The 25,191-nt window shown below is 66.0% G+C and carries 22 protein-coding genes; 14 read left to right on the top strand and 8 right to left on the bottom strand.

Features of this window, described 5'->3' with window-relative positions; translation table 11 throughout:
• Positions 1-14: 14 nt before the first annotated feature.
• Positions 15-1,844, bottom strand: a complete 1,830-nt coding sequence (locus tag RJ527_01480; GenBank protein ID WND76428.1) for an aldehyde ferredoxin oxidoreductase family protein — start codon at positions 1,842-1,844, stop codon at positions 15-17.
• Positions 1,845-2,306: 462 nt separating this feature from the next.
• Between RJ527_01480 and RJ527_01475 the strand changes: the two genes are divergently transcribed.
• Entirely contained in the window at positions 2,307-2,738 is a 432-nt protein-coding gene (locus RJ527_01475) for a hemerythrin family protein (GenBank protein ID WND76427.1), read from the top strand.
• A gap of 20 nt (positions 2,739-2,758) precedes the next feature.
• Here RJ527_01475 and RJ527_01470 read toward each other — a convergent pair whose 3' ends face one another.
• Positions 2,759-5,038 (bottom strand): NADP-dependent malic enzyme, encoded by a 2,280-nt coding sequence (locus tag RJ527_01470; protein ID WND76426.1) that lies wholly within the window; start codon positions 5,036-5,038, stop codon positions 2,759-2,761.
• A 106-nt stretch (positions 5,039-5,144) separates the two neighbouring features.
• Between RJ527_01470 and ugpQ the strand changes: the two genes are divergently transcribed.
• The 4 genes from ugpQ to RJ527_01450 are packed head-to-tail and all read left to right on the top strand — an operon-like array spanning position 5,145 to position 9,153.
• Entirely contained in the window at positions 5,145-5,900 is a 756-nt protein-coding gene (gene ugpQ, locus RJ527_01465; protein ID WND76425.1) for a glycerophosphodiester phosphodiesterase, read from the top strand.
• Positions 5,901-5,934: 34 nt separating this feature from the next.
• A complete protein-coding gene (locus RJ527_01460; GenBank protein WND76424.1) occupies positions 5,935-6,882 on the top strand; it encodes a DMT family transporter in 948 nt (315 codons plus the stop codon).
• Positions 6,879-8,177: a nucleoside recognition domain-containing protein gene (locus RJ527_01455; GenBank protein ID WND76423.1), complete on the top strand. Its 1,299-nt coding sequence runs from the start codon at positions 6,879-6,881 to the stop codon at positions 8,175-8,177. The genes RJ527_01460 and RJ527_01455 overlap by 4 nt, the downstream gene beginning before the upstream one ends.
• Before the next feature lie 34 nt (positions 8,178-8,211).
• Positions 8,212-9,153 (top strand): DMT family transporter, encoded by a 942-nt coding sequence (locus RJ527_01450; GenBank protein WND76422.1) that lies wholly within the window; start codon positions 8,212-8,214, stop codon positions 9,151-9,153.
• Positions 9,154-9,161: 8 nt separating this feature from the next.
• Here RJ527_01450 and RJ527_01445 read toward each other — a convergent pair whose 3' ends face one another.
• The 3 genes from RJ527_01445 to RJ527_01435 form a co-directional block, all read right to left on the bottom strand.
• A complete protein-coding gene (locus tag RJ527_01445; protein WND76421.1) occupies positions 9,162-10,361 on the bottom strand; it encodes a hypothetical protein in 1,200 nt (399 codons plus the stop codon).
• Between the two features lie 129 nt (positions 10,362-10,490).
• Positions 10,491-12,176, bottom strand: a complete 1,686-nt coding sequence (locus RJ527_01440; GenBank protein WND76420.1) for a thiamine pyrophosphate-binding protein — start codon at positions 12,174-12,176, stop codon at positions 10,491-10,493.
• A 34-nt stretch (positions 12,177-12,210) separates the two neighbouring features.
• On the bottom strand, positions 12,211-12,414 hold the full coding sequence (locus RJ527_01435) for a hypothetical protein (protein ID WND76419.1): 204 nt from the start codon (positions 12,412-12,414) through the stop codon (positions 12,211-12,213).
• Between the two features lie 166 nt (positions 12,415-12,580).
• Between RJ527_01435 and RJ527_01430 the strand changes: the two genes are divergently transcribed.
• From RJ527_01430 to RJ527_01405, 6 genes are all read left to right on the top strand, one after another.
• Positions 12,581-13,276, top strand: coding sequence for a dienelactone hydrolase family protein (locus RJ527_01430; protein WND76418.1), 696 nt, complete (start codon positions 12,581-12,583; stop codon positions 13,274-13,276).
• 229 nt (positions 13,277-13,505) lie between these two features.
• On the top strand, positions 13,506-13,868 hold the full coding sequence (locus RJ527_01425; protein ID WND76417.1) for a hypothetical protein: 363 nt from the start codon (positions 13,506-13,508) through the stop codon (positions 13,866-13,868).
• Between the two features lie 82 nt (positions 13,869-13,950).
• A complete protein-coding gene (locus RJ527_01420) occupies positions 13,951-14,148 on the top strand; it encodes a hypothetical protein (protein WND76416.1) in 198 nt (65 codons plus the stop codon).
• Between the two features lie 75 nt (positions 14,149-14,223).
• Positions 14,224-14,658: a thioesterase family protein gene (locus tag RJ527_01415; GenBank protein WND76415.1), complete on the top strand. Its 435-nt coding sequence runs from the start codon at positions 14,224-14,226 to the stop codon at positions 14,656-14,658.
• A gap of 259 nt (positions 14,659-14,917) precedes the next feature.
• Positions 14,918-16,927: a methyl-accepting chemotaxis protein gene (locus tag RJ527_01410; protein WND76414.1), complete on the top strand. Its 2,010-nt coding sequence runs from the start codon at positions 14,918-14,920 to the stop codon at positions 16,925-16,927.
• A gap of 67 nt (positions 16,928-16,994) precedes the next feature.
• Positions 16,995-17,624 carry a flavin reductase family protein gene (locus RJ527_01405; GenBank protein ID WND76413.1) on the top strand — a complete coding sequence of 210 codons (630 nt, stop codon included), beginning with the start codon at positions 16,995-16,997 and terminating at the stop codon, positions 17,622-17,624.
• A 28-nt stretch (positions 17,625-17,652) separates the two neighbouring features.
• Here the strand turns inward: RJ527_01405 and RJ527_01400 are convergent, their stop codons facing one another.
• The 3 genes from RJ527_01400 to RJ527_01390 form a co-directional block, all read right to left on the bottom strand.
• The gene (locus RJ527_01400) at positions 17,653-20,499 is read right to left on the bottom strand and encodes a hypothetical protein (GenBank protein WND76412.1); all 2,847 of its coding nucleotides are present in this window, start codon (positions 20,497-20,499) and stop codon (positions 17,653-17,655) included.
• Between the two features lie 246 nt (positions 20,500-20,745).
• Positions 20,746-22,368: a GMC family oxidoreductase N-terminal domain-containing protein gene (locus tag RJ527_01395; protein WND76411.1), complete on the bottom strand. Its 1,623-nt coding sequence runs from the start codon at positions 22,366-22,368 to the stop codon at positions 20,746-20,748.
• 82 nt (positions 22,369-22,450) lie between these two features.
• Positions 22,451-22,849 (bottom strand): PilZ domain-containing protein, encoded by a 399-nt coding sequence (locus RJ527_01390; protein WND76410.1) that lies wholly within the window; start codon positions 22,847-22,849, stop codon positions 22,451-22,453.
• Between the two features lie 183 nt (positions 22,850-23,032).
• Here RJ527_01390 and RJ527_01385 point away from each other — a divergent pair, with 183 nt between their 5' ends.
• The 3 genes from RJ527_01385 (at position 23,033) to RJ527_01375 (ending at position 25,183) form a co-directional block, all read left to right on the top strand.
• Positions 23,033-23,554 carry an ACT domain-containing protein gene (locus tag RJ527_01385; GenBank protein ID WND76409.1) on the top strand — a complete coding sequence of 174 codons (522 nt, stop codon included), beginning with the start codon at positions 23,033-23,035 and terminating at the stop codon, positions 23,552-23,554.
• Between the two features lie 26 nt (positions 23,555-23,580).
• Positions 23,581-24,357, top strand: coding sequence for an SDR family oxidoreductase (locus tag RJ527_01380; protein WND76408.1), 777 nt, complete (start codon positions 23,581-23,583; stop codon positions 24,355-24,357).
• A 130-nt stretch (positions 24,358-24,487) separates the two neighbouring features.
• On the top strand, positions 24,488-25,183 hold the full coding sequence (locus tag RJ527_01375; GenBank protein ID WND76407.1) for a hypothetical protein: 696 nt from the start codon (positions 24,488-24,490) through the stop codon (positions 25,181-25,183).
• Positions 25,184-25,191: the final 8 nt, after the last annotated feature.

Here is a 25,191-nt window from a genome sequence, read left to right as displayed (position 1 = left end):
AAAATACCCGCCGGTCAGGCCAGGCCCAGGCGGGACAGCGTCTGGGTCGTCGGCTCACCGTCGGGGGTCCAGCCGCGCAGCTCGTAATATTCCGGCAGCATCTTGGCCAGTTCCGCGACATGGCCCTTGCCCGCACCGCCCTTGGCCGGCTCGGTCAACACCCGCTTGGGCAGGGTGTCGTCCTTGGCGGTGAAGCCGGCGGCGTTGTTGAACAGGCGTTCCAGGTTGTAGATGCGCTCACCCAGTTCCAGCAGACGCTCGACCGTCCAGTCGCCCTCGCAGGCGGCGTCGATCTGGTCGGCGTAGTCGGGGGCACCCCAGGCCGCCTTGGTGAAGGTGCAGAGGCCGGAGGAATCGATGGCCGCGATGTAATCCTGGCTGTCCTTGACGATCTTGGCCTTGCCGTCCGGGGTCACGCGCTGGAAGTCGTCCTGGAACGGGGCGGCCTTCAGGTGGCAGGCCCCCCGGTTCGACGTCGCGTAGCCGAGCGCCATGCCCTGCATCGCACGGGGGTCGTAGCCGGGGAATTCCTGACCCTTCACGACCATGGCGAATTCGGGATGGCCGTACTTTTCACACAGCCGCAGGGCGCCCAATCCTAAGTCCTTGCCGAAGCCCTGGGCCGTGCCCGTCACTTCTGCCGCCCAACAGAGGGCCTCCGCGTTGCCGAAGGAAAAGTCGCGGCCGTCGGTGTGTTCGGTGGTGATGGCGCCTTCCATGAACAACTCCATGGCGGCGGCGACCGTGGCGCCGAAGGAAATGGGGTCCATGCCGTGTTCGTTGCAGAGGGCCGAGGCATAGGTCGCGGCCTCCACGTCCTGCACGCCGCACATCGGGCCGACGGCATAGGCGGATTCGTATTCCAGGCCGCCGGTCACGCCGGAATAGCGCGCCTTGCCCTTGATGGAGAAATGGTCCGGGTCGATCTTGGCCATGCGCCCGCAGCCGATGGAACAGGCGAAGCAGGCCTTGTTGCCCTGATAGGGGGCCTCGCCGTCGGATTTGCGCACCGTATGCTGCTTCTTCACGTTGACGTCGGCGATGTGTTCGAACTGAACCTCGCGGCAGTTCAGGGTCGGCAGCGACCCATGGGCCTGGGTCACGTCCATCATGGCCATGGTGCCGAGCCCGGAATAGCGCGCGCGGGCCGGGCTGGGGTCCAGGATCTTGCGTTTTTCACGGGTCACGTCGAGGAACCGCTTGGGGTCGTTCACGGCGACCCCCGTGGTGCCGCGCACGGCGACGGCCTTGAGCAGCTTGGACCCCATAACGGCGCCGACGCCGGAGCGTCCGGCCGCGCGGTCGCGGTCGTTCATGATACAGGCGTAGCGCGACAGGCCCTCGCCGGCGCCGCCGATGGAGGCGATGCGGATCAAGGGGTCCTGATGGCGTTTCTTGATGGCGTCTTCCGTGTCCCACACGGTCTCGCCCCAGATGAAGCCTTCGGCGTCCAGGAGTTCGGCCTGATCGTCGACGATCATCAGATAGACCGGCTTGGCCGCCTTGCCCTCGATGATGACCATGTCCCATCCGGCCTGTTTCAATTCGCCGCCGAACTGCCCGCCCGAGTTGGAGCACGCGACCGTGCCCGTCAGCGGCCCCTTGGTGACCACGGAATAGCGCCCGCCGGTGGACGCACAAGTCCCGGTCAGCGGGCCGGTGACGAAGATCAGCTTGTTGTCGGGGCTCAGGGGATCGACCTTGGGGTCGATTTCCTCATACAGATACTTGGTGCCCAGGCCGCGCTGACCCAGGTACAGCTTGACCCAGTCCATGTTGAGCGGTTCCGGGGTGCAGGTGCCCTTGGTCAGGTTCACCCGAAGCAGTTTTCCATGCCAGGCCACGGTCAGTCTCCGTCGTCGGTGTCATAGGGTCGGTTGCCTTTAGGTGTAGGCAATCCGGGGCCTCGTTTCCAGTGGCAAAAGTGGGGCGCGGCGACCGTGACCGGCGCTTTCCGTGGCAACCTTGGGAATGGCGCGGTACGCAGGCCGCCGGACGACCTGTCCGGGACCCTTGATGAGGGGGTAATCCTTGTTCCTGCGTGCCCACGGTTATCGGGTGATTCCCAGGCCGGCGCGGAATGTTGTTGGCCGCCATTTCCATGATGTTTGATTGTATAGGTAGTATCAGTGTATGATGTAATCCCATGAAAAATATAGGGTTTATTAAATCTAGACAAATAATTGATGAAAAGTTGTGGATCATTAGCTCCCGCTAAAATTGACTGGATGAATTGGAATTTCTTCATCCGGTTTCGCAGTGAAACGGCAAGGCGAGTGGGTTGCCAGCCTGGGAGATGACCGCCGATGACAAACGATGCAGAGCGGCAGGTGTTCGCGCTGCCGACAACCTTCTATATCCATTACAACGACATTGATCCGCAGCACCAGGGCCTGATCGACATCGTCAACGCCTGCGTGGCGCGGCTGGTTGACGGTGTGCTTGAGGATTTCGAAGAGCCGTTCAGGATTTTCGTGGAGCGTCTGACCGCCCACTTCCGTCACGAGGAAGACCTCATGCGGGATCTCGGCTACAGCGGCCTGCAATGGCATGCCGATCATCACGCGGAATGCCTGACACGGGTCGAAAATCTGATCGCCGAGATGCAGGCGCAAGGTTATGCCGGCATGCGCGAACTACGCATCTGCTTTCACGACATTATCCGCGACATCGTCCATGCGGACCTCAAGTTCGGCGAGTTCCTGAACGGGGCGGGGTTGATTCCACGCAGACATTAGGCTGCGTGGACGGGCCGGGGTCAGATCAGGCGGCGCCTGATCTGGGCGTCGACCACGGCCAGGGCCGCCATGTTGACGATGCCGCGCGCCGTCACGGCGCTGGTCAGCACATGGGCCGGCATGTCCGTGCCGATCAGGATCGGCCCGATGGGCAGGCCGTTGTCCAGTGACTTCAAAAGATTGAAGGCGCTGTTGGCGGCTTCGCGGTCGGGAAACACCAGAAGGTTGGCCATGCCCTTGAGCCGCGAATTGGGGAACACGCGGTTGCGCACGTCCTCGTCGATGGCGGCGTCGGCCTGCATTTCGCCCTCGACCTCCAGGTCCGGGGCCTGTTCGCGGACCATGCGCAGCGCGTCCCGCATCTTGCGGGCGCAGGGCGAGTCGTCGGCGCCGAAGTTGGAATGGGACAACAACGCGATCTTGGGCGTTTCGCCGAAGCTCTGCACGAATTCCGCCGACAGCAGGGTCATCTCCGCCAATTCCTCGGCCGAGGGATCGGCGGTCACCTGGGTATCGACCAGGAAGAACGTGCCCTTGGGCAGCAGCAGAACGCTCAACGCAGAAACGTCGCGCACGCCCGGCGCCTTGCCGACCACGTCCATCATGTAGCGCAGGTGATAATCGTAACGCCCGATGACGCCGCACAGCATGGCGTCGGCCTCGCCCCGCTTCAGCATGGTCGCCGCGATCACCGTGTTGTTGGTGCGCACGATCTGGCGCGCCGCCCCCGGCGACACGCCCTTGCGTTCCATCAGCGCGTGATAGCTGCGCCAATAGGCTTCGTAGCGGGGGTCGTTCTCCGGGTTGCAGATTTCGAAATCCTTCTCCGGCTGGATGCGCAGGCCCAGGCGTTCGATGCGCATTTCGATCACATCGGGCCGGCCGATCAGGATCGGCTTGGCGATGCCTTCGTCGACCAGGACCTGGGTCGCGCGCAGCACCCGGTGGCTTTCGCCCTCGGCGATGACCAGACGCTTGGGGTCCTGCTTGGCGCGCTCGAAAATCGGCTTCATCAACATGCCCGAGCGGAACACGAACTGTTCCAGCTTGTCGCGGTAGGCATCGAAATCGGCGATCGGATGCTTGGCGACGCCCGAGTCCATGGCTGCCTTGGCGACGGCGGTCGCGACCTCGACGATCAAGCGCATGTCGAACGGCTTGGGCAGCAGGTATTCGGGGCCGAACCTGAGGTCCTCGCCCGAATAGGTGCGGGCCACGGTTTCGGAGCTTTCCGCCATGGTCAGGTCGGCGATGGCCTTGACCGCCGCCAGCTTCATTTCCTCGTTGATGGTCGTCGCCCCGCAATCGAGCGCACCCCGGAAGATGAAGGGGAAGCAGAGCACGTTGTTGACCTGGTTGGGATAGTCCGAACGGCCCGTGCAGATGACCGCCTGCGGGTTCGCGGCGCGCGCGTCCTCGGGCAGGATTTCCGGGTCCGGATTGGCAAGCGCCATGATGAACGGCCGTTCGGCCATGGTCTCGACCATTTCCTTCTTCAGGATGCCGCCGGCGGACAAGCCCAGGAACACGTCGGCGCCGCGCACGGCCTCGGCCAGGGTGCGGGCATTGGTCTTGGCGGCGTAGTCGGCCTTCTGCTCGGTCATGTCCTCCGTGCGGCCCTCGAACACCACGCCGACATGATCGACCAGGGTGATGTTTTCGCGCTTCAAGCCCATGGAGACCATGAGGTTCAGGCAGGCGATGCCGGCGGCGCCGCCGCCCGTGGACACAACCTTGACCTTCGAAATGTCCTTGCCGACCACGCGCAGCCCGTTGGTCAGCGCGGCGCAGACGACGATGGCGGTGCCGTGCTGGTCGTCATGGAACACGGGGATGCCCATGCGTGCCTTCAGCTTCTGTTCCAGGATGAAACAGTCGGGCGACTTGAAGTCTTCCAGGTTGATGGCGCCGAAGGTCGGCTCCATGGCGGCGATGATGTCGACCAGCTTTTCCGGGTCGGTTTCGTTCAACTCGATATCGAAGACGTTGATGCCGGCGAACTTCTTGAACAGGACGGCCTTGCCCTCCATCACCGGTTTGGATGCCAGGCCGCCGATGTTGCCCAGGCCCAGAACGGCGGTGCCGTTGGAGATCACGGCGACCAGGTTTTGGCGGCCGGTCAGCTTGGCGACCTGCTCGGGATCTTCCTTGATGGCCAGGCAGGCGAAGGCGACGCCCGGCGAATAGGCCAGAGCCAGATCGCTCTGCGTCGCCAAGGGTTTTGTGGGGGTGATTTCCAGTTTTCCGGGCACGGGCTCCGCATGAAAACGAAGCGCCCGTTCCTTCAGGGTGTCATCCATCCCAAACCTCTTTTCTTATTCATTGCATGTTGATTGCGAGAAAGGTCTTGTAAGACTGCTCGCTGATCGGCAGAAAGACAACGAATTTCATGTTAGGGATCCTCCCTTGAATACCGACCACCGCCTCGAGCCCAACGCCGTGCTGCCGAAGGTCATCGGTCATCGCGGCGCTGCCGGCCACGCGCCGGAAAACACGCTGTCCGGCCTGCGCAAGGCCCATGAACTGGGCGCGGCCTGGGTTGAATTCGACGTCATGCTGACGGCCGAAGGCACGCCCGTCCTGATCCACGACGAAACCCTGGGACGCACGACCGACGGCAAGGGGCGCCTGGCCGACCGCAGTTGGGACGATCTGCGCGGCCTCGACGCCGGGGCCTGGTTCGGCCCGGCCTTCCGGGGGGAACACGTGCCGTCCCTGCATCAGGCCCTGGCCGTGCTCGGGCATTTGGGCCTCGGCGCCAATGTCGAAATAAAGCCGTCCAACGACCAGGACGCGACCACGGGCGTCATCGTCGCCAAGACCTTGCAGGAAAGCTGGCCGGGGAATCTTCCGGCCCCCCTGTTGTCGAGTTTTTCCGAAAAGGCCCTGGCCGCCGCCGCCGATCAGGCGCCGGAATTTCCCCGGGCCCTTTTGGTGGGCAAGGTTCCCGGCGATTGGCAGGCACGCTGCGATTCGCTGGGGGCCACGGGGCTGCATGCCGGCGCCCGGCATTTGACCGAGAAGCAGGCGCGGCGGATCATCGACTCGGGCTATGCGCTCCGCGTCTATACGGTCAACGACCAGGCTACGGCGGATCGCCTTTTCGCCTGGGGCGTGGAAAGCGTGTTCAGCGATTATCCGGACAGGATAACCCCGCCATGACGGCCGGCGGCTGGGTGTCGGCGGGGGTCTGCTGATGGCGATCATGTCGGCCATGCAGGGTTCCACGGCGCCGGGCCGCGCCATCGCGCTGGCGGTCGCCGGCGGCGCGCTTCTGACGATTTCCGATGCGGGTCTGAAGTATCTGGCGGGCGACTTGCCGCCGGGCCAGATCATGTTCATTCGCGGCGTCATCGCCGGCCTCGCCCTGGTCATGGCGACCTTGGGGACGCGCGGGGCGGCGGCGCTCAAACCTCAGAAATGGGGGCTGCATGCGGCGCGGGGCCTGATGGCGGCCGTGGCGACCTTCACCTATCTGGTCGGCATCGGCAGCCTGCCGCTGGCGACCGCGACCTCGATCCTGTTCGCCAGCCCCATTCTGCTGACGGCCATGGCGCCGGTGTTCATCGGCGAAAACGTCGGTTGGCGGCGCTGGCTGGCGGTCATTGTCGGGTTCATCGGCGTGCTGATCATCGTGCGGCCGGCGGGTGACGCCTTCCAGTGGGCGGCGGTGATGATCCTGCTGGCGGCGTTCGGCGAATCCGTCCGCGATCTCATCACCCGGGGGGCTTCCGGGCGGGAGACGACGCATTCCATGCTGTTCTCGATGATGGTGGTGGTCGGTCTCGCGGGCCTGTTCGTGCCGCCCTACGACTGGCCGCCGCTGTCGGGCGAACATTGGCTGATGATCATCATGGCCAGCCTGATCTGGACCTCGGCCCATTTTCTGTTGATTGAGGCGTTCCAGTTCGGCGAGGCGGCCTTGCTGGCCCCCTTCCGCTACTGCAACCTGTTCTTCGCGGCGATCCTGGGGTTTCTCATCTGGGGCGACCTGCCTGATTGGCTGACCTGGGCGGGTAGTGCGGTGATCATTTCCTCGGGCCTGTACATTCTGCACCGAGAGGTTCTGCGCCGGGCCCCGGTCATGGCGGCCGACCCGGTCCACGACACGGCGGCGGACGACAATGGGGCCGCGCCGCGATGAACGTCATCTTCCTTGCCATCGTCGCCGTCGCCTTCGCCATGGGGGCCGTGCGCCAGATTGTCTGGGACGGTGTCGGCGAAGCGCCCATGGCGCTGCTCGGCAAATCCATGATCGACGCCGCCGGCGGGGCGGTGACGCTGGCCATCGGTCTGGTCGGCGTGATGGCTTTGTTCCTGGGCCTGATGAAGGTGGCGGAGGAGGGTGGCCTTCTGCGCATCATCGCCAAGGTCCTGCGCCCCCTGATGGTGCGCCTGTTTCCCGAGGTGCCGGCCGATCATCCGGCCATGGGGTCGATGATCCTCAACATGTCGGCGAACGCGCTCGGCCTCGGCAACGCGGCGACGCCGTTCGGCATCCGCGCCATGCAGCAGCTCGACGACCTCAACCCCCACAAGGGCACGGCGACCAACGCCATGGCCCTGTTCCTCGCCATCAACACGTCGTCGGTGACCCTGCTGCCCACGGGCGTCATCGCGCTGCGCGCCGCCGCCGGATCGACCGACCCGGCCGGGATCGTGCCGACCACCCTGTTCGCGACCATCTGTTCGACGGCCATCGCCATCATCACGGCCAAGCTTTTGGCCCCTTATTTCGCGGCCTCGTCGGGGCCCGCCGGGAACGGGGCGGAGGCCGCCGCGCCGACAGAGGAATCGATGCTGGAGGCGGCGGAAAATACGGATGGCGCCGGGTCGGACGCGTATCCCCTGTGGGTGTCGGTCACGGCGCTGATGACGGTCGGCGCCCTGGTGCCGCTGACCGTCGTCTATGGGCGCGAGATCGCGCCCTGGATCGTGCCCGGATTGATGGTCGCCTTGCTCGGCTTCGGCGCGGCCAAGCGGGTCGCGGTCTATGAATGCTTCGTCGAGGGGGCCAAGGACGGCTTCAACGTGGCGTTGCGCATCATCCCCTATCTGGTGGCGATCCTGACCGCCGTCGCCATGTTCCGGGCGTCCGGCGCCATGGACGCGGTGGTGGGGCCGCTCGGCGCCGTGACCAGCCTGATCGGCCTGCCGGCGGAAGCCCTGCCCATGGCGCTGCTGCGGCCCTTGTCGGGCTCGGGCGCCTACGGCGTGCTGGCCTCGATCATCCAGGACCCCGCCCACGGGCCGGACAGCCTGGTCGGCTATCTGGTGTCGACCTTCCAGGGGTCGACGGAAACCACGTTCTACGTTCTTGCCGTCTATTTCGGCGCGGTCGGCATCCGCCGCATTCGCCACGCTCTGTTCGCGGCCCTGCTGGCCGACGTGGCGGGCATCGGCGCCGCCGTGTTCATCGTCAATCAGCTCTACGGCTAACGGAATACGCCAAACCCAACGAAGGGTCCCGACCATGCCTCTCATGACCGCCGTCCAAGGTTCCAGCGCGCCCGGCCGCGCGATTTTGGCGATGATCGGGGGCGGCCTGCTGGTCACCGGCAACGACGCGGCCATGAAGTGGCTGGTGTCGGGATATCCCGTGGGCCAGCTTCTGTTCATCCGCGGCATGTTCGCCTTCGTCGCCATCGCCTTTTTCGTGCGGTTCTACGGCGGGCTTTCCAGCCTGCGGATCAGCAATGCCCGGTTCCACGTGATGCGTGGCCTGTTGGTCGTGTTCGGCACCGTTGTTTTCATCACCGGCCTGGGCCATCTGACCCTCGCCGACGCAATCGCGGTGGTCTATGCCGGACCGATGTTCGTTACGGCCCTGGCGCCGCTTTTGATCGGCGAGGCCGTGGGCTGGCGGCGCTGGTTGGCGGTCATGGGCGGGTTCATCGGCGTGATGATCATCATCCGGCCGGGGACAGAGGCCATGCAATGGGCCGTGATCTTTCCCCTGGCGGCGGCCTTGGCGGGGGCGTTGCGTGACCTGATTACCCGCAGCGCGGCGGCGACGGAACATTCCAACGCCTTGTTGGCGACCAGCACGGCGGCGGCCACGGCCGCGGGCCTGTGCACCTTGCCGTTCGGCTGGATGCCGGTTCCCTTCGAGGATCTGGCGCTGATGGCTCTATCGGGCCTGTTGCTGGGCTCCGCGCATTTCCTGATGATCGAGAGCTTCCGCTATGGCGAGGCCGGACTGGTCGTGCCCTTCAAATACCTGAACATGGTTTTCGCGGTGACGCTGGGATTTGTCCTGTGGGGCGACCTTCCCGATGCCTGGACCTGGACGGGGTCGGGCGTGCTGATCGCCAGCGGGCTTTACATCCTGCACCGTGAACGCATCCGTCACCGGATACCGACGCTGCCATCGGATGCGCATGGCGCGGGGCCTGCCGGACGGCGGTCCGACTAATATCCTGATTACTTCGCGGGTGCCGCGGGGGCGATCTCGATCGGCGATCCCGCGGGCAGGCCGCCGGAGAAGGTCGGCGCCGCCGGCTTGGTGACGTCCGCCGGCAGGGCCTGCTTCAGGGCGTCGCGGGCGACGATTGCCTTCTGGTCGCCGTTCTCAGCCGCCGCGCTGATCCATTTGTAGGCCAGGCGGTCGTCCTTGGGCACGCCCTGGCCGTTGTAATAGAGGATGCCCAGGTTGTACTGGGCGGCGGCGTTGTTTTTCTCCGCCGAGCGGCCGAACCATTCCGCCGCCTTGGCGTAGTCCTTGGCGACGCCGGTGCCGTTGTAGTGCATGACGCCGATGGAATACTGCGCTCCCGGATGACCGCCGATGGCGGCCTGGGCGAACAGCTTGGCGGCTTCGGCCTTCTGTTCCTGGGTCTTGGCGTCGGCGAACAGGGACAGGGCGCGCTTGTAGGTCAGATCGGCGGTGGCCTCGCGTTCCTCGATCGATGCCGGCGGGGCCTCGGCCGGTGCGGCGGGCTCGGGCACGGCGGCGGTTTCCGTGGCCGGGGAGGGCGGTTCCGGTTTGGCGTCCTCGGCGGGCGGATTGGTCAGCGCCAGGGGCTTGTCCGTCGCGGCGGGCGGCGGCGGTGCGGGCGGCTCCATGGCTTTTTCGGGCTGAGGCGCCTCGGCCATGGGTTTCTCCTCGGCCGCCGGCGGCGTCATCGACGGCTCCTGGGGCACCGCCTCGGCGGGCTTGTCCGTCATCGCGGGGGCGTCCGACGGGGCGGCGGCCTGTTCGCCGCTCTCGCGCTGAAGGTCCGGCGGCAGCTTGTCTTCGGCCATTTTGGTCTCGCCGGCCGGCTCCGTCGGATCGTCGGCCCGGGCCATGGGTTCCATCTGGGTGACGTGGCGGACCGGCGGCAGGTTCTGCGTGTACTGGGCGGTCAGGTCCAGGTCGAAGCGGTCGCGCAGATCCCACCAGATCGACCGCGCGGTAAAGGCCAGGTCGTCGCCGCTGAAATCGGCCTTGTCCTTGATGGCCGCCTTCAGGTCCATGACCTTGGCGACCTGCGCATCCGGCACCCCGGCCGCGCGCAGTTGCGCGGCGAAGGGGTCATCCTCGTAGAACACGGCAAGCGCAACCCCCGCGCCGGCCGCGACGATCAACAGCAGAATGAAACCCGTAAACAGTTGCCCTAAGGGGCCTCTGCGCTTCGCCATGCGGCGAGCCCTCCTTCGCCGAAGCACCTAATCAATTTAATCTAATGTGTTTTTCCGCCTCGTGGAACCCGCCAATAGACATAGTCCGATCATGCCACATGGGGGGTGCGCAACGGCTGGACTTGCACATCAGGGATTTCCCTTCTCCCGCGCCTCGGCCTGGGTCCGCAGGCCCGACAGGGTGGCGGTCGGGGTGATCGCCTCCGGGTCGGTGCGCAGTTCGATCAACGCGGGCGAATCGGCGGCCTTGGCGCGGGCAAAGGCATCGGCGAACTGGGCCGTTTCCGTGACCACTTCGCCGGTGGCACCGTAAGCCTTGGCCAGGGCCGCGAAGTCCGGATTGACCAGCTGCGTGCCCGACACGCGGCTGGGGTATTCGCGTTCCTGATGCATGCGGATGGTGCCGTACATGCCGTTGTTGACGACGATGAAGATGACGTTGGCGCCATACTGTTTGGCCGTCGCCATCTCCTGGCCGGTCATCAGAAAGCAGCCGTCGCCGGCGAAGCAGACCACGTCGCGCCCGGGATGGCGCAGCTTGGCCGCGACCGCCGCCGGCACGCCGTAGCCCATGGACCCGGACGTCGGCGCCAACTGCGTCGCGTATCCCCGGTAGCGATAGAAGCGATGGACCCAGGCCGTGTAGTTGCCGGCGCCGTTGCAGATCATCGCGTCGGCGGGTAGCTCGTCGCGCAGCCAGGCGACGATTTCGCCCATCTGCACGTCGCCGGGGGTTTCGGGCGGTTCGGTCCAGGCCAGGTATTCGTCGTGCGCCGTGCCGGCCCAGTTGTCCCAGCGGCCCGTCACCGGCGCCATGGCCCGGGCGGCGGCGGCAAAGCCCGGCATGCCCGAATTCATGGCCAGTTCGGCGCGGTAGACGCGGCCGAGTTCCTCGGCCCCCGGATGGATATGGACCAGGCGCTGCTTGGGCACCGGAATGTCGAACAGGCTGTAGCCGCCCGTCGTCATTTCGCCCAGGCGCGGGCCGACGGCGATGATCAAATCCGACGTCTTGACCCGTTCGGCCAGCTTCGGGTTGATGCCGATGCCGACGTCGCCGGCGTACAGAGGGTGGTCGTTCGGCAGCAGGTCCTGGCGGCGGAACGACACGCTGGTCGGGATGTTGTTGGCTTCGGCGAAGGCGCGGATGTCCTGGGATGCCTGTTCGGTCCAACTGCCGCCGCCCAGGATCATCAGCGGGCGTTCGGCCGTTTCCATCATGGCGCGCAACTGGGCCATGGCATCGGGACCCGGATGGGCCTGCACGACATGGGCCGGGCCGGGGATGGCGACCTGTTCCATCACTTCCTCGGTCAGCATGTCCTCGGGCAGGGCCAGCACGACCGGGCCCGGGCGGCCCGACATGGCCGTGTGGAAGGCGTGGCTGACGTATTCGGGCACGCGGGCCGGGTCTTCGATCTGGGCGACCCACTTGGCCATCTGGCCGAACATGCGGCGATAGTCGATTTCCTGGAACGCCTCGCGTTCGACCTGATGGCGGGCGACCTGGCCGATGAACAGGATCATCGGCGTCGAATCCTGGAACGCGATGTGGACCCCGGCGGACGCGTTGGTCGCCCCCGGGCCGCGGGTCACGAAACAGATGCCGGGCTTGCCGGTCATCTTGCCGTCGGCGTCGGCCATGATGGCGGCGCCGCCTTCCTGACGGCAGATCACCAGGTCGATGCCCGGCGCGTCGACCATGGCGTCGAGCACGGCGAGATAGCTTTCCCCCGGCACGCAGAAGGCGCGGTCTACCCCGTTGGCGACCAGCGTTTCGACCAGGAGCCGCGCCCCCGTTTGACCCTGTGGCATGATGATGTTCCTCTTGTCGGCGATGGTCTTTTGTTTAGTCCGCCGGGCCGGCGGCCCCCTGTCTTAGCGAAAGATCGGGGCCGGGGGAAGCCGCGTCGATGCCGCAGGCGGTCTCGCCGGAACAGCAGGGATCGACGTTCTGCCCGCAGGTCCGGCATTGCACATGGCCGTGCACGGACACGGGCTCGGACGGCTGATGGCATAGCGGGCAGCGCCAGGGGGCGGACGAGGAAGGCATGGCGGGCTCCGGCAGTCTGAGCGGAAATTGTGTACAATCGTCGCCCCAAGCGGTGACAGAGGCCAGCCCGGAATTTAAGATGCCCGCATGCGGGGGGCTTCGGCCCACCGGCCTGCGCCTGCGGGGCGCGGAAATTTTACGAATCGATCAGGGAGGCACGCAGAACATGAGCGGCAAGGACATCACCATTCAGGCCAAGGACGGCGGCAGCTTCACGGGATATCTCGCCCTGCCCGAAGGCGGCACGGGCCCCGGCGTCGTGGTCATCCAGGAAATCTTCGGCGTCAACGCGGTGATGCGCGAAATCACCGACGGCATGGCGGCGGCGGGCTATGTGGCGCTGTGCCCCGACCTGTTCTGGCGCCAGGAACCGGGCATCCAGATCACCGACCAGACCGAAGCCGAATGGGCGCGCGCGTTCGAATTGTTCAACGGCTTTGATCTCGACAAGGGCGTCGACGATCTGGAATCGACGATCCAGGCGTTGCGTGCGGTCGACGGCTGTAGCGGCAAGGTCGGCACCATGGGCTTTTGCCTGGGCGGCCGGCTTGCCTTCCTGACCGCGACGCGGACCAGCGCCGACGCCGCCGTCAGTTACTACGGCGTCATGTTGACCGACCACACGGGCGAGACGCTGAAGGCGCCCTGCATGCTGCATATCGCGACCGAGGACGAATTCGTGCCCAAGGAGCAGCAGGCCGCCGTTCATGCCGCCCTCGACGGCAACGCCAAGGCCGTGCTGCACGATTACGAGGGCCAGAACCACGCCTTCGCGCGGGTCGGCGGCAAGCATTACGACAAGGCCTCGGCCGATCTGGCGCGTCGGCGGACGTTGGATTTTTTCAAAACACACATTGGATAGGCAATTGAAATTCAATCACCTTTTCTCTCCGGGACTCTTTTTATTAGAAAATCCGGAGCTAAGTGACTCTCGTCACATCCGTATTGACCGGGGCCGCCTATAAAGAAGGCTGATGAGATTCACTCTTACCTGATCCACACCGGGCCGGTTTCACCGCCCGGTGTTTTTTTGTCCGCATCCCGGATTTCCGGCGTGGTTTAATGCCCCCGTCTCAACGGAGGGCCGCACCATGAAACATCTCGTGATCGCAATCGGGCTTGTCGTCCTGGGCGGCGTTCTCGGCGCGGCGGTTGCCGCGCCGCGCGGCCCGCTTTGGACCTATCACAACGGCAATACCCTACAGGGGCAAACGGCCGAATACCGGCAGGGCTTCATGATCGGGGTCATCGACGGTTATTTGCAGGGCCAGCGCGCCCGGGCGGAAACGGGCGACGACGGCCTGTGGCTGGAACACTGCCTGACCGCCGGCTGGACCCTGAAGCGCGCCGACCGCGAACTGGCCCTGCGGTTCGAGGCATCCGTGCCGCTCTATCCCAATCCCGCCGCGGCCATCGTGCTGGATAACCTGAAAGACGCCTGCGGCGTCAGGTAGCCGTTAAAACCGGACTTCCGCAGGGACCCGTGCGCGCGTAGACTGTCATCATTCGTTAAGCATAAAAACCACGAGGCAGTAGATGCGCCCGCCGTCCCCCACGGTTTTCGAGACCGAACCGGATTTCACGCCGACGATTCACATTCGACCGCGTGTCGACAGGGTGGATCCGCGGTTGAGCGCGCATATCCATCACCTGGTTAAAACCTATCCGCAGGATTCGGTGCGGGTGATCCGCGAATGGATGGCCGAAGGCCCCGCCCGGCATCTGCGTCATTGAGCGTTTGCCCGCGGGCGAAAACCTTTTACAAACCCCCAAGTCACCCTGACCACCGCCCACCAGGAGCCCATCCCCTTGCCCGACATCGACCTGAAAGACGCCGCCAGCTTCGATTGGTGGACCGACGTCTCGATCCGCTTTTCCGATCAGGACCCCAACCTTCACGTCAACAACACCGCCTTCGCACAGTATGCCGAGGCCGGACGGGTGGATTATCTGATGGCCATTCGGCGGCATCTGGGCATCGAGCCACGCTCGGCCCTGGCCAGCGTGCAGATCAGCTACGTCAACCAGCTTCATTATCCGGGTAACGTGCGGGTCGGCTCGCGGCTGCTGCGCCTCGGCAACAAGTCCTACACCCTGGGCCAGGGGCTGTTCGCCGGGGACACGGTGGTCGCCACCTCGGAAGCGGTTCTGGTGTTTTTCGACTACGCCAAGAACGCCAGCCGCGAAGTGCCCGCCGACCTGCGCCGGGCGTTTGAATCCGGCGCGCGTTTGGTGCCCGGCTGAGCCGACGGCCGCCACGTCACGGTCTGATTTGCGTGCGGTGCAATATGAACGAAACGGTGCCGTCACAAAAACTTCAATTGGGCCTTTCAGGACAATAACACATTGAATTTTATGTATTTAATTGCTCGTCAGGCATGTCCGGGGGTAATCCTGGACTAATGTCCTGTTGTGCGTTTGCGAAGGTCACGGCAACAATCCGGCATCAATGAATGCCGCGGAAGATCCACTCACCTTGCGGCTTCGGGCGAAAGGGCGAGAGATGTTGATCGGCCGTACATCCATCCGCTTCCGGACATTCCTGGGATTTGCATCGGTGATCGTGCTGCTGGGCGTATCCGCCGGGGTTTCCGTGTCCCGTTTCGCCGAATTCGCGGGCACCAGCGAGACGATCGTCAAGGACGTGGATCTGGTCGGCGCCGCCAACGATTACGCCTTGCGGCTTTTCGCGTTGTCGGAAGCGGTCTATCGGTTCCGTGACGCCAAGACGGACGCCGCCATCGACGGGATCGCCCAGGCCCGCGCGGCCGCGGACAACGCGGGGGAAGTAATCATGGGCGCCTTTGCCGGCAGCGGTCAGGAAGATCTGGTGGAGGCGATCACCGCGGCGCAGGCAACCTACGGCGGCCAGTTGGATGATCTGATCCGGCGCATCAGCGGCGACAGGGAAGGGGCCGACGTGATTCTTCTGGCGGCGGAAAAGCTGCCGGGGTCGATCGGCGGGCTGGTCACATTTCTCAAGGGCTATGACCATCCGAAGGCGCCGGAATTCGCCGACGCCGTGGCGGCCCATGGCGCGGAGGCCCTTCAGACCGCGTTGAAGCTTGCCGTGTCGCGTGACACGGCCCAGGGCGAGGCCGCCCTTGCCGCCGTGTCCCGTCTGGGTGACGTGGTCACGGCCGTTCGCGGCCTGCTGAAAGAACAGAAGGTGCCGCGCCGCGACCAACGGGCGGCCAAGTTTGCCGGACGTGACGTCGATACCTTGCGTCAGGGGGTTGCCTCGTTTTCCGGCGCCGTTCAAGGCACCAAGGATTCGTGGAACCTGTTCAAGGCCACCTTGAACGGATTGCAGGACCGCATTGCCGGTCTGCGCGGCGCCGCCCTGGCGCATCAGTCCGAGGGCATGGCCGGCCTGGCCGACCGTTCGCGGAACGCCGTGCGTGAAGGTGTCGCGGTTGGCGCGGCGGGCGTTCTGATCGCCGTTCTGCTGGCCTGGCTTCTGGGCCGCAGCATCGTGCGTCCGCTGAACCGTTTGCGTGACGACGTATCGGCCATGATCCCCGCACAGGACGCGGAGGCATCCGCCCGGTCCCGCGACGAAGTGGCGCAGTTGGCTCAGGCCTTCGACATCTTCCGCCGCGAGCACGAGGAGGCCGAACGCCTGCGCCTGGAGCGCGATGCGGAACAACAACGCCAATCGCGGCGCGCCTCCGCCATTGCCGGCATGACCACGGAATTCAACGATCAGGTGAAACAGGTGTTCGACGCCTTCGGCCACTGCATTCAACGCATGGGCCACACGGCCAATAACATGAACGAAAACGCCGAGCGCACGACGGAACAGGCGGTCACCGTGTCATCGGCGACGGAACAGGCGGCGGTCAATTTCCAATCGGTCGCGGCGGCGGCGGAACAGATGTCGATGTCCTTCGCCGAGATCGATCAGCAGATCCGACTGTCGTCGCAAAAGGTCGACGCGGCGGTGGCCGACAGCCGCGAGGCGGGGGCGCGGGTTTCCGCGTTGGCGCGCTCCGCCGACCGCATCGGCGACGTGGTCAGCCTGATCACCGTCATCGCCGAGCAGACCAATCTGCTGGCCCTCAATGCCACCATCGAGGCGGCGCGCGCCGGTGACGCCGGCAAGGGCTTCGCCGTCGTCGCGGCGGAGGTCAAGACCCTGGCCCAACAGACGGCCAAGGCGATCGGCGAAATCGAACTTCAGGTCGGTGGCGTGCAGTCGGCGACTCGCGACACGGTGCGCGTGATCGAAACCGTCACCGCCAAGGTCGGCGAGATCGCGGAAGTGGCGGAAAGCATCTCCGCCGCCATCGAAGAGCAGGTCCGCGTGACCAGCGAAATCGCGCGCAGCGTCGAGGACGCAACGCAGGGCGCCTCCTCGGCGGCGGAAAACATCGCCACCGTGTCCGAGGCGGCCAAGGCATCGGGCGCCGTCGCCAACGACGTGCTCGACACCTCGCGCGAACTGGAACAGATGTCGGGCCGCTTGCGCACCGTCATCCAGGGTTTCCTGACAGACGTGCGCGCGGCCTGACGTTGACGGCGGTCGGCGGCGTGGTGCAGGCTCTCGCCAACAATCAACAACCCATCGGGAAACGCCCATGTTCTGGAACATCAACGAGACCGCAGACCACGGTCTGCCCCGCAATCCGTGGAAGGCCTGCGTCGTGCCGCGCCCCATCGGCTGGATCACCACGATCTCCGAAGACGGCGAGGTCAACCTGGCCCCCTACAGCTATTTCAACGCCTGCGGCGAGAACCCGCCCATGGTCATGTTTTCCGGCGGTCCCCGGCCCGAAGGTCCGAAGAAAGACACGGTGGCCAATTGCGAAACCCAGGGCGAATTCGTGTGCAACATGTCGACCTGGGCGCTGCGCGACGCCATGAATCAGTCGAGTGCCGCCCTGCCGGCGGGCGAGGACGAAACCCGTTTCGCGGGGCTTGAGACGGAGCCCTCGACCCTGGTCAAGCCGCCCCGCATCAAGGCGGCCCCCATCCATATCGAATGCGTCTATCATCAGACCGTGGTCATGCCGCACAACGTCCGTGAAGAGGGGAACCGCGTGGTGTTCGGGCGTGTCGTCGGCCTTCACATCAAGGACGAGGTGCTGACCGACGGCTTCGTCGACATGGCCAAGGTGCAGCCCATCGCGCGGCTGGGTTACATGGATTACGCCCGCGTCGATACGGTGTTCAGCATGGACCGGCCGACCCTGAAGGCCGCCGAATAGGCGGGGGCGTCAACAGGAACGAAGCCGGTCAGCCGGTGCGCTTCAGGCGCATCAGTTCATGAACGGAGACCTGCGGGAAAATCCCCGGCGTGCCTTCGCGGTACAGCATCATCACGCCATTGCGGATGTCGGGGAAGCCGTCGCGGGTGTCGTCATAATGGCGGATTTCCAGAGACACGGTCTTCTGCGTTACCTTGTCGACGGCGCGCCAGATCATGGTCGGGTTGTCGCGCCGCGCCTGTCCGAAGGGGGCGACGGAGCGGGTCACGGTCGCCGTCGGCGGCCCGAAGCGGCGGACCAGCCAGTCGGCGATCTCACCGAAGCCATCGGCATTGAACACGGTATGGATGCGGGTCGGCGCTCCGTCGTCGAAGCGCACGACCGATCCCGTGCCCGTATAGAGGATCGTCGAGACCAGGAACTTGGGTTCCAGGAACGCCGGCCATTGCAGTTCCTTGATGCAGAACTGGGTGCGGCCGCCGGTCTTTTCGATGCATTCCGGCGCCCGGCCTTCGCCGCCACGGGCGTTTTCCGGAATGAAGGTATTGTACAGGCTGGTGCCGGCGCCGACCGACAGCGTGACCCCGTCAAGCGCCCGGCCCTGGCTGTTGAGCGCCGCTTGCGGGGATGTCCCATCGGGCAGGGCGGCGGCGGGCGGGTCGATGACGGCGCCGTCGGCCATCTGGACCTTGGTCACCGGCCAAGCGCTGGCGGAATTGGCGCCAGAGGGCATCGGCCCCAACTGGGCGGCGTCTTGCGCGGCCTTGTCGAACCCGGCGCGGAAGCTGGCGGGCGTCACGTAGGCGCTGGCCAGATCCTGCACGGGCGGGGCCTGACCGGGCAGGACCACCGGCAGGGTCCAGGCGGCGGGCAGCACCGGGCGGCCTTCGACATCCAGGCGAACCTCCGACCCCGGCGGCAGGGCGGCCAGGATTTCCTGAGGCGTCGCCACCGGCGGTTCGGCGTCGAGGGGGCTGGTGGACGGTTTATCACTGTCGAGCAGGCTGGACAGGTCGCCGAGCGCCTGGGACAGGGGATCACCGGCCTCCGCCGTTTTCTGGTCACCCTCAGGTGAGGCGCCGACGCCCAGTTCGGCGGCCAGGGGATCCCCGGCGGGCGGGCTGCCCGCGCCGCCCAGGCCAAGCTCCGCGGCCAGCGGGTCGGCGGCGAGCGGGTTGGCGACAGGCGTTTGGGGCGCCGGCGCGTCGAGGCCCAGCTCGGCGGCCAGGGGATCGGCCTTCGGCGCCGGTCCGCCGAACTCCTTTTCCAGGGCGTCCAGGGTTCCGCCGGGTGCCGTGACGGGTTTCGCGGCGGGCGTGGCCGGGCGCGGGGTTTCGCGGATCGGGGGCGCGTCGGGCATGTTGGCGGCAAGTTTCTGATCGGGGGTCTTCGCCTTGTTGCCCGGCAGGTTGGCCAATTGCGGCACCTTGGGCGTGGGCTCCGGCGGGGTGCCGCGTTCCGGCGGCGGCGCCTTCAGAGAACGATGGGCGGCGCGGATGTCCGGCTCATCCGGCGACACGTCGCGGAACCAGGGATCACGGGCGAAATTCTTGCGGCCCTTGGGGTCGGGCGGCGGCAGGGGAATTTTCAGGCGGCGGGACAGGTTGGTGCCCGGCGGCGGGCCCTCGACCGCGGAGGTATCGGTCTTGAGATTCTTTTTCTCGGCCGCGCTCAGGGCGGCTTCTGCCGCGTCGGCTTCGGCGGCCTTGCGTTTCGCCCGGTCGCGCAGATGACTGAGCGCCTCGTCCCGGCTGTCGGACAGGGATTCCTCGGCGTCGCGGGCGACCGGCTTGGCAAGCAGGGAATCGAGCCAGGCCAGCCGGTCCTTGGGCGCCATGGCCATCAGGTCGACCTTGGCGGGGGCCTTCGCCGTGGCAGGCGTGGGGGCGGCCGCCTTGTCGTCCGTGGGGCCGTCGAGCATGGACAAAAGCGGGTCCAGGCCGCCCGCGGGCAGGGGTTCGGTGCCGCCGTCGGGCTGAGCCAGGGCCTGGCCCAGGGGATCGCCGGGGGCGGGGCTGCCGGCCAGGGCGCGCGGCAGGTCCGCCTCCGGCAGGTCGGGGCTGGAGGCTTCCATGGCTGGGTTGTACTGCGCCGCCAGCTTGTCCAGATCGGGCAGGGTGTCGGCGGCGGGGCCTTCGGCGGGTTCCGCCGGAATGCCGGTATCCGCCGGGGGCGGGGTCAGGGCGGGGGGCGGCACGGCGGCTTCCGCCGTGTCCGTCGGCGGGGCCTCCGCGTCGGAGCCGAAGCCCAACAAATTGCCGAGCCAGTCCTTGGCGCGGGCCAGCATGCCGGGTTTGGGCGGCGCGGCCCCTTCCGGGGCGGCCCGTTCGGCCGGCTCCAGGGCCAGGGGCGGGGCGTCTTTCCCCGCAGTTTCTGCCGGGATCGGCGTCAGGACCGGGGTGTTCTTGTCATGGGGCGGGATTTTCGGCGCGTCGCGCAGGTCGGCGATGTCGGCGGCGGGCGGGACGGCGACGGGGATTTCAGGTGCGGCCTCGGCGACGGGTTCGGGCAGGGTGACCGGGGCGTCGGCGGCTTCCGTCTGCGGCGGGGCGGCGGCGGGGATCGGGCCCGCCGTCTTTTCCGTTTCGGCGACGGCGCGGTCAAGGGCGCGGTCGATGGCCTGATCGAGGGGCGGGTCGACCTTGGGGCGGCGGTAGGCCAGCAGGTAATGGGCAATGACATGATGGCCCAGGCGCACGGCGGCCTGGGGGGCGGACAGGCCGCCCGCGTCGCGCGCGCGCGGATCGGCGCCCGAGGCGACGATCTGTTTCACCGCGTCCAGATCGTTGGCGCGGATGGCGGCGAACAGGGCGCCGGCGCCGCTGTCCTGGGCCTGTGCAGGACTGCTGATCAGAACGGCCGTCCCCAGGCACAAGGCCAGGGCCGCCGCACGGATCGCGGAATTTCTGTTAACGGATTGATTTAAATGGCGTTTCGCCATCATTCCTTGCCCAATTCCCCGACCGCGGCGGAACCCCATCCGCGCGTATCGGCCCCGACAGTTTAACACGGGCCGAGCCCCCGGCGGGAGCCCGCGCCCAATACCCCGAATCCACCACGGAAATATGGCGATTTAGAGTAAAAATCCAGTTAAGCGCTTGATTGGCAAGGAAATGCGCTGTTACGCGGCAGCCCGTGCCTTGGCGTCCGCCAGGATCATGTCCGAGGCCTTTTCCGCGATCATGATGGCCGGTGCGTTGGTATTGCCCGAGGTGATCGTCGGCATGATCGAGGCGTCGACCACGCGCAACCCGCTCAGGCCGTGCACGCGCAGGCGGTCGTCGACCACGGCGTCCGGGTCCGCCCCCATCTTGCAGGTGCCGACGGGGTGGAAGATGGTGGTGCCGATCTGCCCCGCCGCGTCGGCCAGCTCATCATCCGTGGTCAGATGGGCGCCCGGTTTGTATTCCTGGGGCTTGAAGCGGGCGAGCGCCGGGTGGGACACGATGTGACGGGTCAGGCGCAGCGCATCCGCCGCGACCTTGCGGTCGCCGGGGGTCGACAGGTAATTGGGCTGGATCGCGGGCGGCGTGAACGGATCCGGCGAGGTGATGTGCACGGTGCCCCGGCTTTCCGGACGCACGTTGCACACGCTGGCCGTGAAGGCCGGGAAGGGGTGCAGGGGTTTGTCCCAGGAATCCAGGCTCAGCGCCTGGATGTGGTATTGCAGGTTGGGCGTCTCGCGCGACGGGTCCGATTTGGCGAAGGCGCCCAGGGTCGACGGCGCCATGGACATGGGGCCGGAGCGGAACAGCGCGTATTCCAGCGCGATGCCCATCTTGCCCAGCAGGTTTCCCGCCCGCTGGTTCAGGGTCCGCGTGCCCTCGACCCGGTAAACCGGGCGGATTTGCAAATGGTCCTGCAGATTGCCGCCGACGCCCGTCAATTCGTGGCGGACCTCAATGCCCAGACCTTGCAGCAACGCCCCCGGGCCGATGCCCGAGACCTGTAATATCTGCGGCGAGCCGATGGACCCGGCCGATAGAATCACCTCGCCCCGGCAGGTGACACCCGCGTCCTCGCCCGCGACGCGCAGGTCCAGGCCCGTGATGGTCTTGCCCGACAGGCGCAGGCCCTTCACATGGGCATGGGTGACGATGTCCAGATTGGCGCGGTTCTTGGCCGGGCCGAGGAACGCCTTCGACGTGTTCCAGCGCACGCCCGACCGCTGGTTGACGTGGAAATAGCCGCAGCCCTCGTTGTTGCCCTTGTTGAAGTCGTCGACCTTTGGGATGCCAGCCTCTGCCGCCGCGTCGCGGAAGGCGTCCATGATTTCCCAGGTCGTGCGCACGTTCTCGACCCGCCATTCGCCGCCGGCTTGGTGGAAGTCGTCGAGCGGGATGGCGGCCTGATCTTCCGATTTCTTGAAATAGGGCAGCACGTCGTCCCAGGACCAGCCGCGGTTGCCCATCTGCGCCCATTGGTCGTAGTCGCGGGCCTGGCCGCGCATGTAGATCATGCCGTTGATGGACGAACAGCCGCCCAGCACCTTGCCGCGCGGATAGTTCAGCGCCCGGCCGCCGAGCCCGGCCACGGCCTCGGTCTTGAAGCACCAGTCGGTCCTGGGATTTCCCATGCAGAACAGATAGCCGACGGGGATGTGAATCCAGTGGTAGTTGTCCTTGCCGCCCGCTTCCAGCAACAGAACCCGGTTGGCCGGGTCGCGGGACAGCCGGTTGGCGAGGACGCAGCCGGCGGTGCCCGCACCGACGATGACGTAATCGTATTCTCCCAGATCGCGCATGGGCTGCTCTCTCGCCTTTCCTGGAGTTTGTCCCTCGGGTTTACTGTCCGCCGCGTGGTTGGGTCCGCGGCGCTTTCAGGCCTCAGCCGCCGAACAGGCCGAAAAAGCCCTTGCGCTTGGCGGTGGTGCTCAGGGTACTCAACGGCCGGCGCATGGCAATAGCCTCGATGATGCGGAACTGTCCGCCGGTCAGCTTGTTGAACCGGCAGCCCAGGCTGGTTTCCGCGTAATCGATGCGCATGACCTCGCCGTTGGCGCCCAGCGGCACGCGGCCGTCATCCTCGGTCACGACATGGGTGACGGTGAAGCTTTGGCCCGGGCGCATCTTGCCGATGGCGTTTTTCAGCCGGAACCCGCCGACACTCATGTCGCCGACGGGAAATTCCTGATTATTGATGACGAATTTGACGCCACGGACGTCCAGACGCACGTCCCGGCGTCTGTTGTCATCCTTGAATCCGACGAGTTTTCGCCCGCTCATTCACCGCGTCCCATTTTATTGGTTCCGGAATAATACTCCCGAACATGCGCGCGGGAGAACCAGGCTTTTGATCTTTTTCAAAGGCCGGAAAAGCGCGGGGGCGAAGACGCGCACCGAAATTGTGGCCGCTTCCCGCCGTCGTTGTTAGAGTGGCCGCCACCATTTGCGCCCGAGGAAATCGCCATGCCGAAGACCCTGATCCTGACCTTCATCGCCGACGACCGGCCGGGCCTGGTGGAGCGCATTTCGCAAACGGTGGCGGACGCCGGGGGTAACTGGCTGGACAGCCGCATGGCGCATCTGGCGGCCAAGTTCGCCGGCATCGCCGAGATCGAGATTGCCGAGGACGGGATCGCCGCCCTGGAGGCCAGCCTCCGCGCCCTCGACGCCGAGGGCTTCCACCTGGTCGTCGAGATCGCGTCCGATACCGTGGCCCCCATGGGCCCCGTGTTCGAGATCGACCTGCTGGGGCCGGACCATCCGGGCATCCTGCGCGATATTTCCCATTGCCTGGCGGAACGTGGCGTCAGCGTCGAAGATATGGAAACGGACATCCGCGAAGCGCCCCATTCCGGCGGTACGCTGTTCCACGCCCACGCGCGGGTGCGCGCCCCGCAAGGCCTCGGCGACGAGGATCTGCGGGAAAGCCTGGAAATTCTGGCCGGCACCTTGATGGTCGATATTACGGTCGGCAAAATTCTCTGACACCAACACCCCTCGGGAGGACATCCATGGAAATGAAAATGACGGGCCGCAAGGCCCTGGTGACTGGCGGCAGCAAGGGGCTGGGCCGGGCCATCGCCCAGGCGTTCAGCGGCGCCGGGGCCGAGGTCGCCATCGTCGCCCGCCGCGCCGACGTGCTGGCCCAGACCAAGGCGGAAATCGAAGCCGCCACCGGCGGCCGGATCGTCGCCGTGACCGGCGACGTGTCGACCGCCGAAGGCTGCCAGGCCGCCTGGGACGCCGCCATCGCCGGGCTGGGTCAGATCGACGTGCTGGTCAACAACGCGGGCTCGTCCCACCGCGCGCCATTCGTCGAGGTGACCGACGAGGAATGGCAGGCCGATATCGACCTCAAGCTGTTCGCCGCGATCCGCCTGTGCCGCCTGGCGTTTCCGGGCATGACCGAGCGCAAGTGGGGCCGCATCATCAACGTGCTGAATTCGGGCGCCAAGGCGCCGCCGCCGTCGGGCGCGCCGACCGCCGTGACCCGTGCCGCCGGCATGGCCCTGACCAAGGTTCTGGCCGGCGAGGGCGCGCCCCACAACGTGCTGGTCAACTCCCTGCACGTCGGCAAGATCGAAAGCGATCAATGGGTGCGCCGCGCGGCGCAGCAGGGCAACGACATCGAGGCGTTCTACGCCGAACAGGGAAAGGCCCTGCCGATGGGCCGCCTGGGCAAGGCGGAGGAATTCGCCGCCGCCGCCTGTTTTCTGGCGTCGGATGCCGGGTCCTACATCTGCGGTGCGGCGATCAACGTGGACGGTGGCCTGTCGCCGGTGGTTTAGGCCGCCGCGTCGATCAATCGCCCATGACGGGATGTTCTGCTTTCAGACTCGACGGTCTGTAGGCAGCGCGCCCGTGATGGCCTAAACTCAGACGGGCCGGGGTTGGGAAGATCAGAGGAGGCCGCTGTATATGCCCGCAGACGCCGAACACATGCTCGTCCGCTACATTATCGACAGCGACGATGGATCGCGCGAGGTGTTTAATCTGGATATCTCCCTGCCCGAAGTCGCCCTGAAGCAGCCCCAAGGCGCGGACCTGCCCGACTGGGCGCGCCTGGAGTACCACCAATGCCGGCATTGCCCGCTGACCAAGCAGACCCACCCTCATTGCCCGGTCGCGGCGCTTTTGGTCGATTACGGCCAGCGGGTCGGGCGCATGGTGTCCTACGCCCAGGTCGATCTGACCATCGAACAGGGGACGACGACGACCACGGCCAAGGTCTCGGCCCAGGAGGCGCTGCGCTCGGTGCTCGGCCTGGTCATGGCGACCAGCGGCTGTCCGCACATGTCGTTCTTCCGGCCACTCGCGCGCTATCACGTGCCGTTGGCGGACATGGAGTTGACGATCCTGCGCGCCATGTCGTTCTACCTGGTCGGCCAGTACTTCGACGGCAAGGAAAAGCCCGATTGGGACACCAGCTTCGACGGCCTGATCAAGATTTACGAGAACGCGCAGGAGGTCAACAAAGGCATGGCGGATCGCTTGCGCAATGCCCAAGTGTTTACGGAACTCAATTGGCTGGCGGCGTTGGACACCTTCGCCGGGATGATGCCGCTGACCATCCAGCGCTCGCTTTTGAAGGCCAAGGCCTATTTCCTGAACTAACCCCCTCC

This window comes from Thalassospiraceae bacterium LMO-SO8 (assembly GCA_031655335.1).
In the GTDB taxonomy this organism is placed as follows: Bacteria; Pseudomonadota; Alphaproteobacteria; order Rhodospirillales; family Casp-alpha2; genus UBA1479.
The sequence above is the reverse complement of the archived record's forward strand: the minus strand, read 5'-3'. Positions and strand labels throughout refer to the sequence as shown.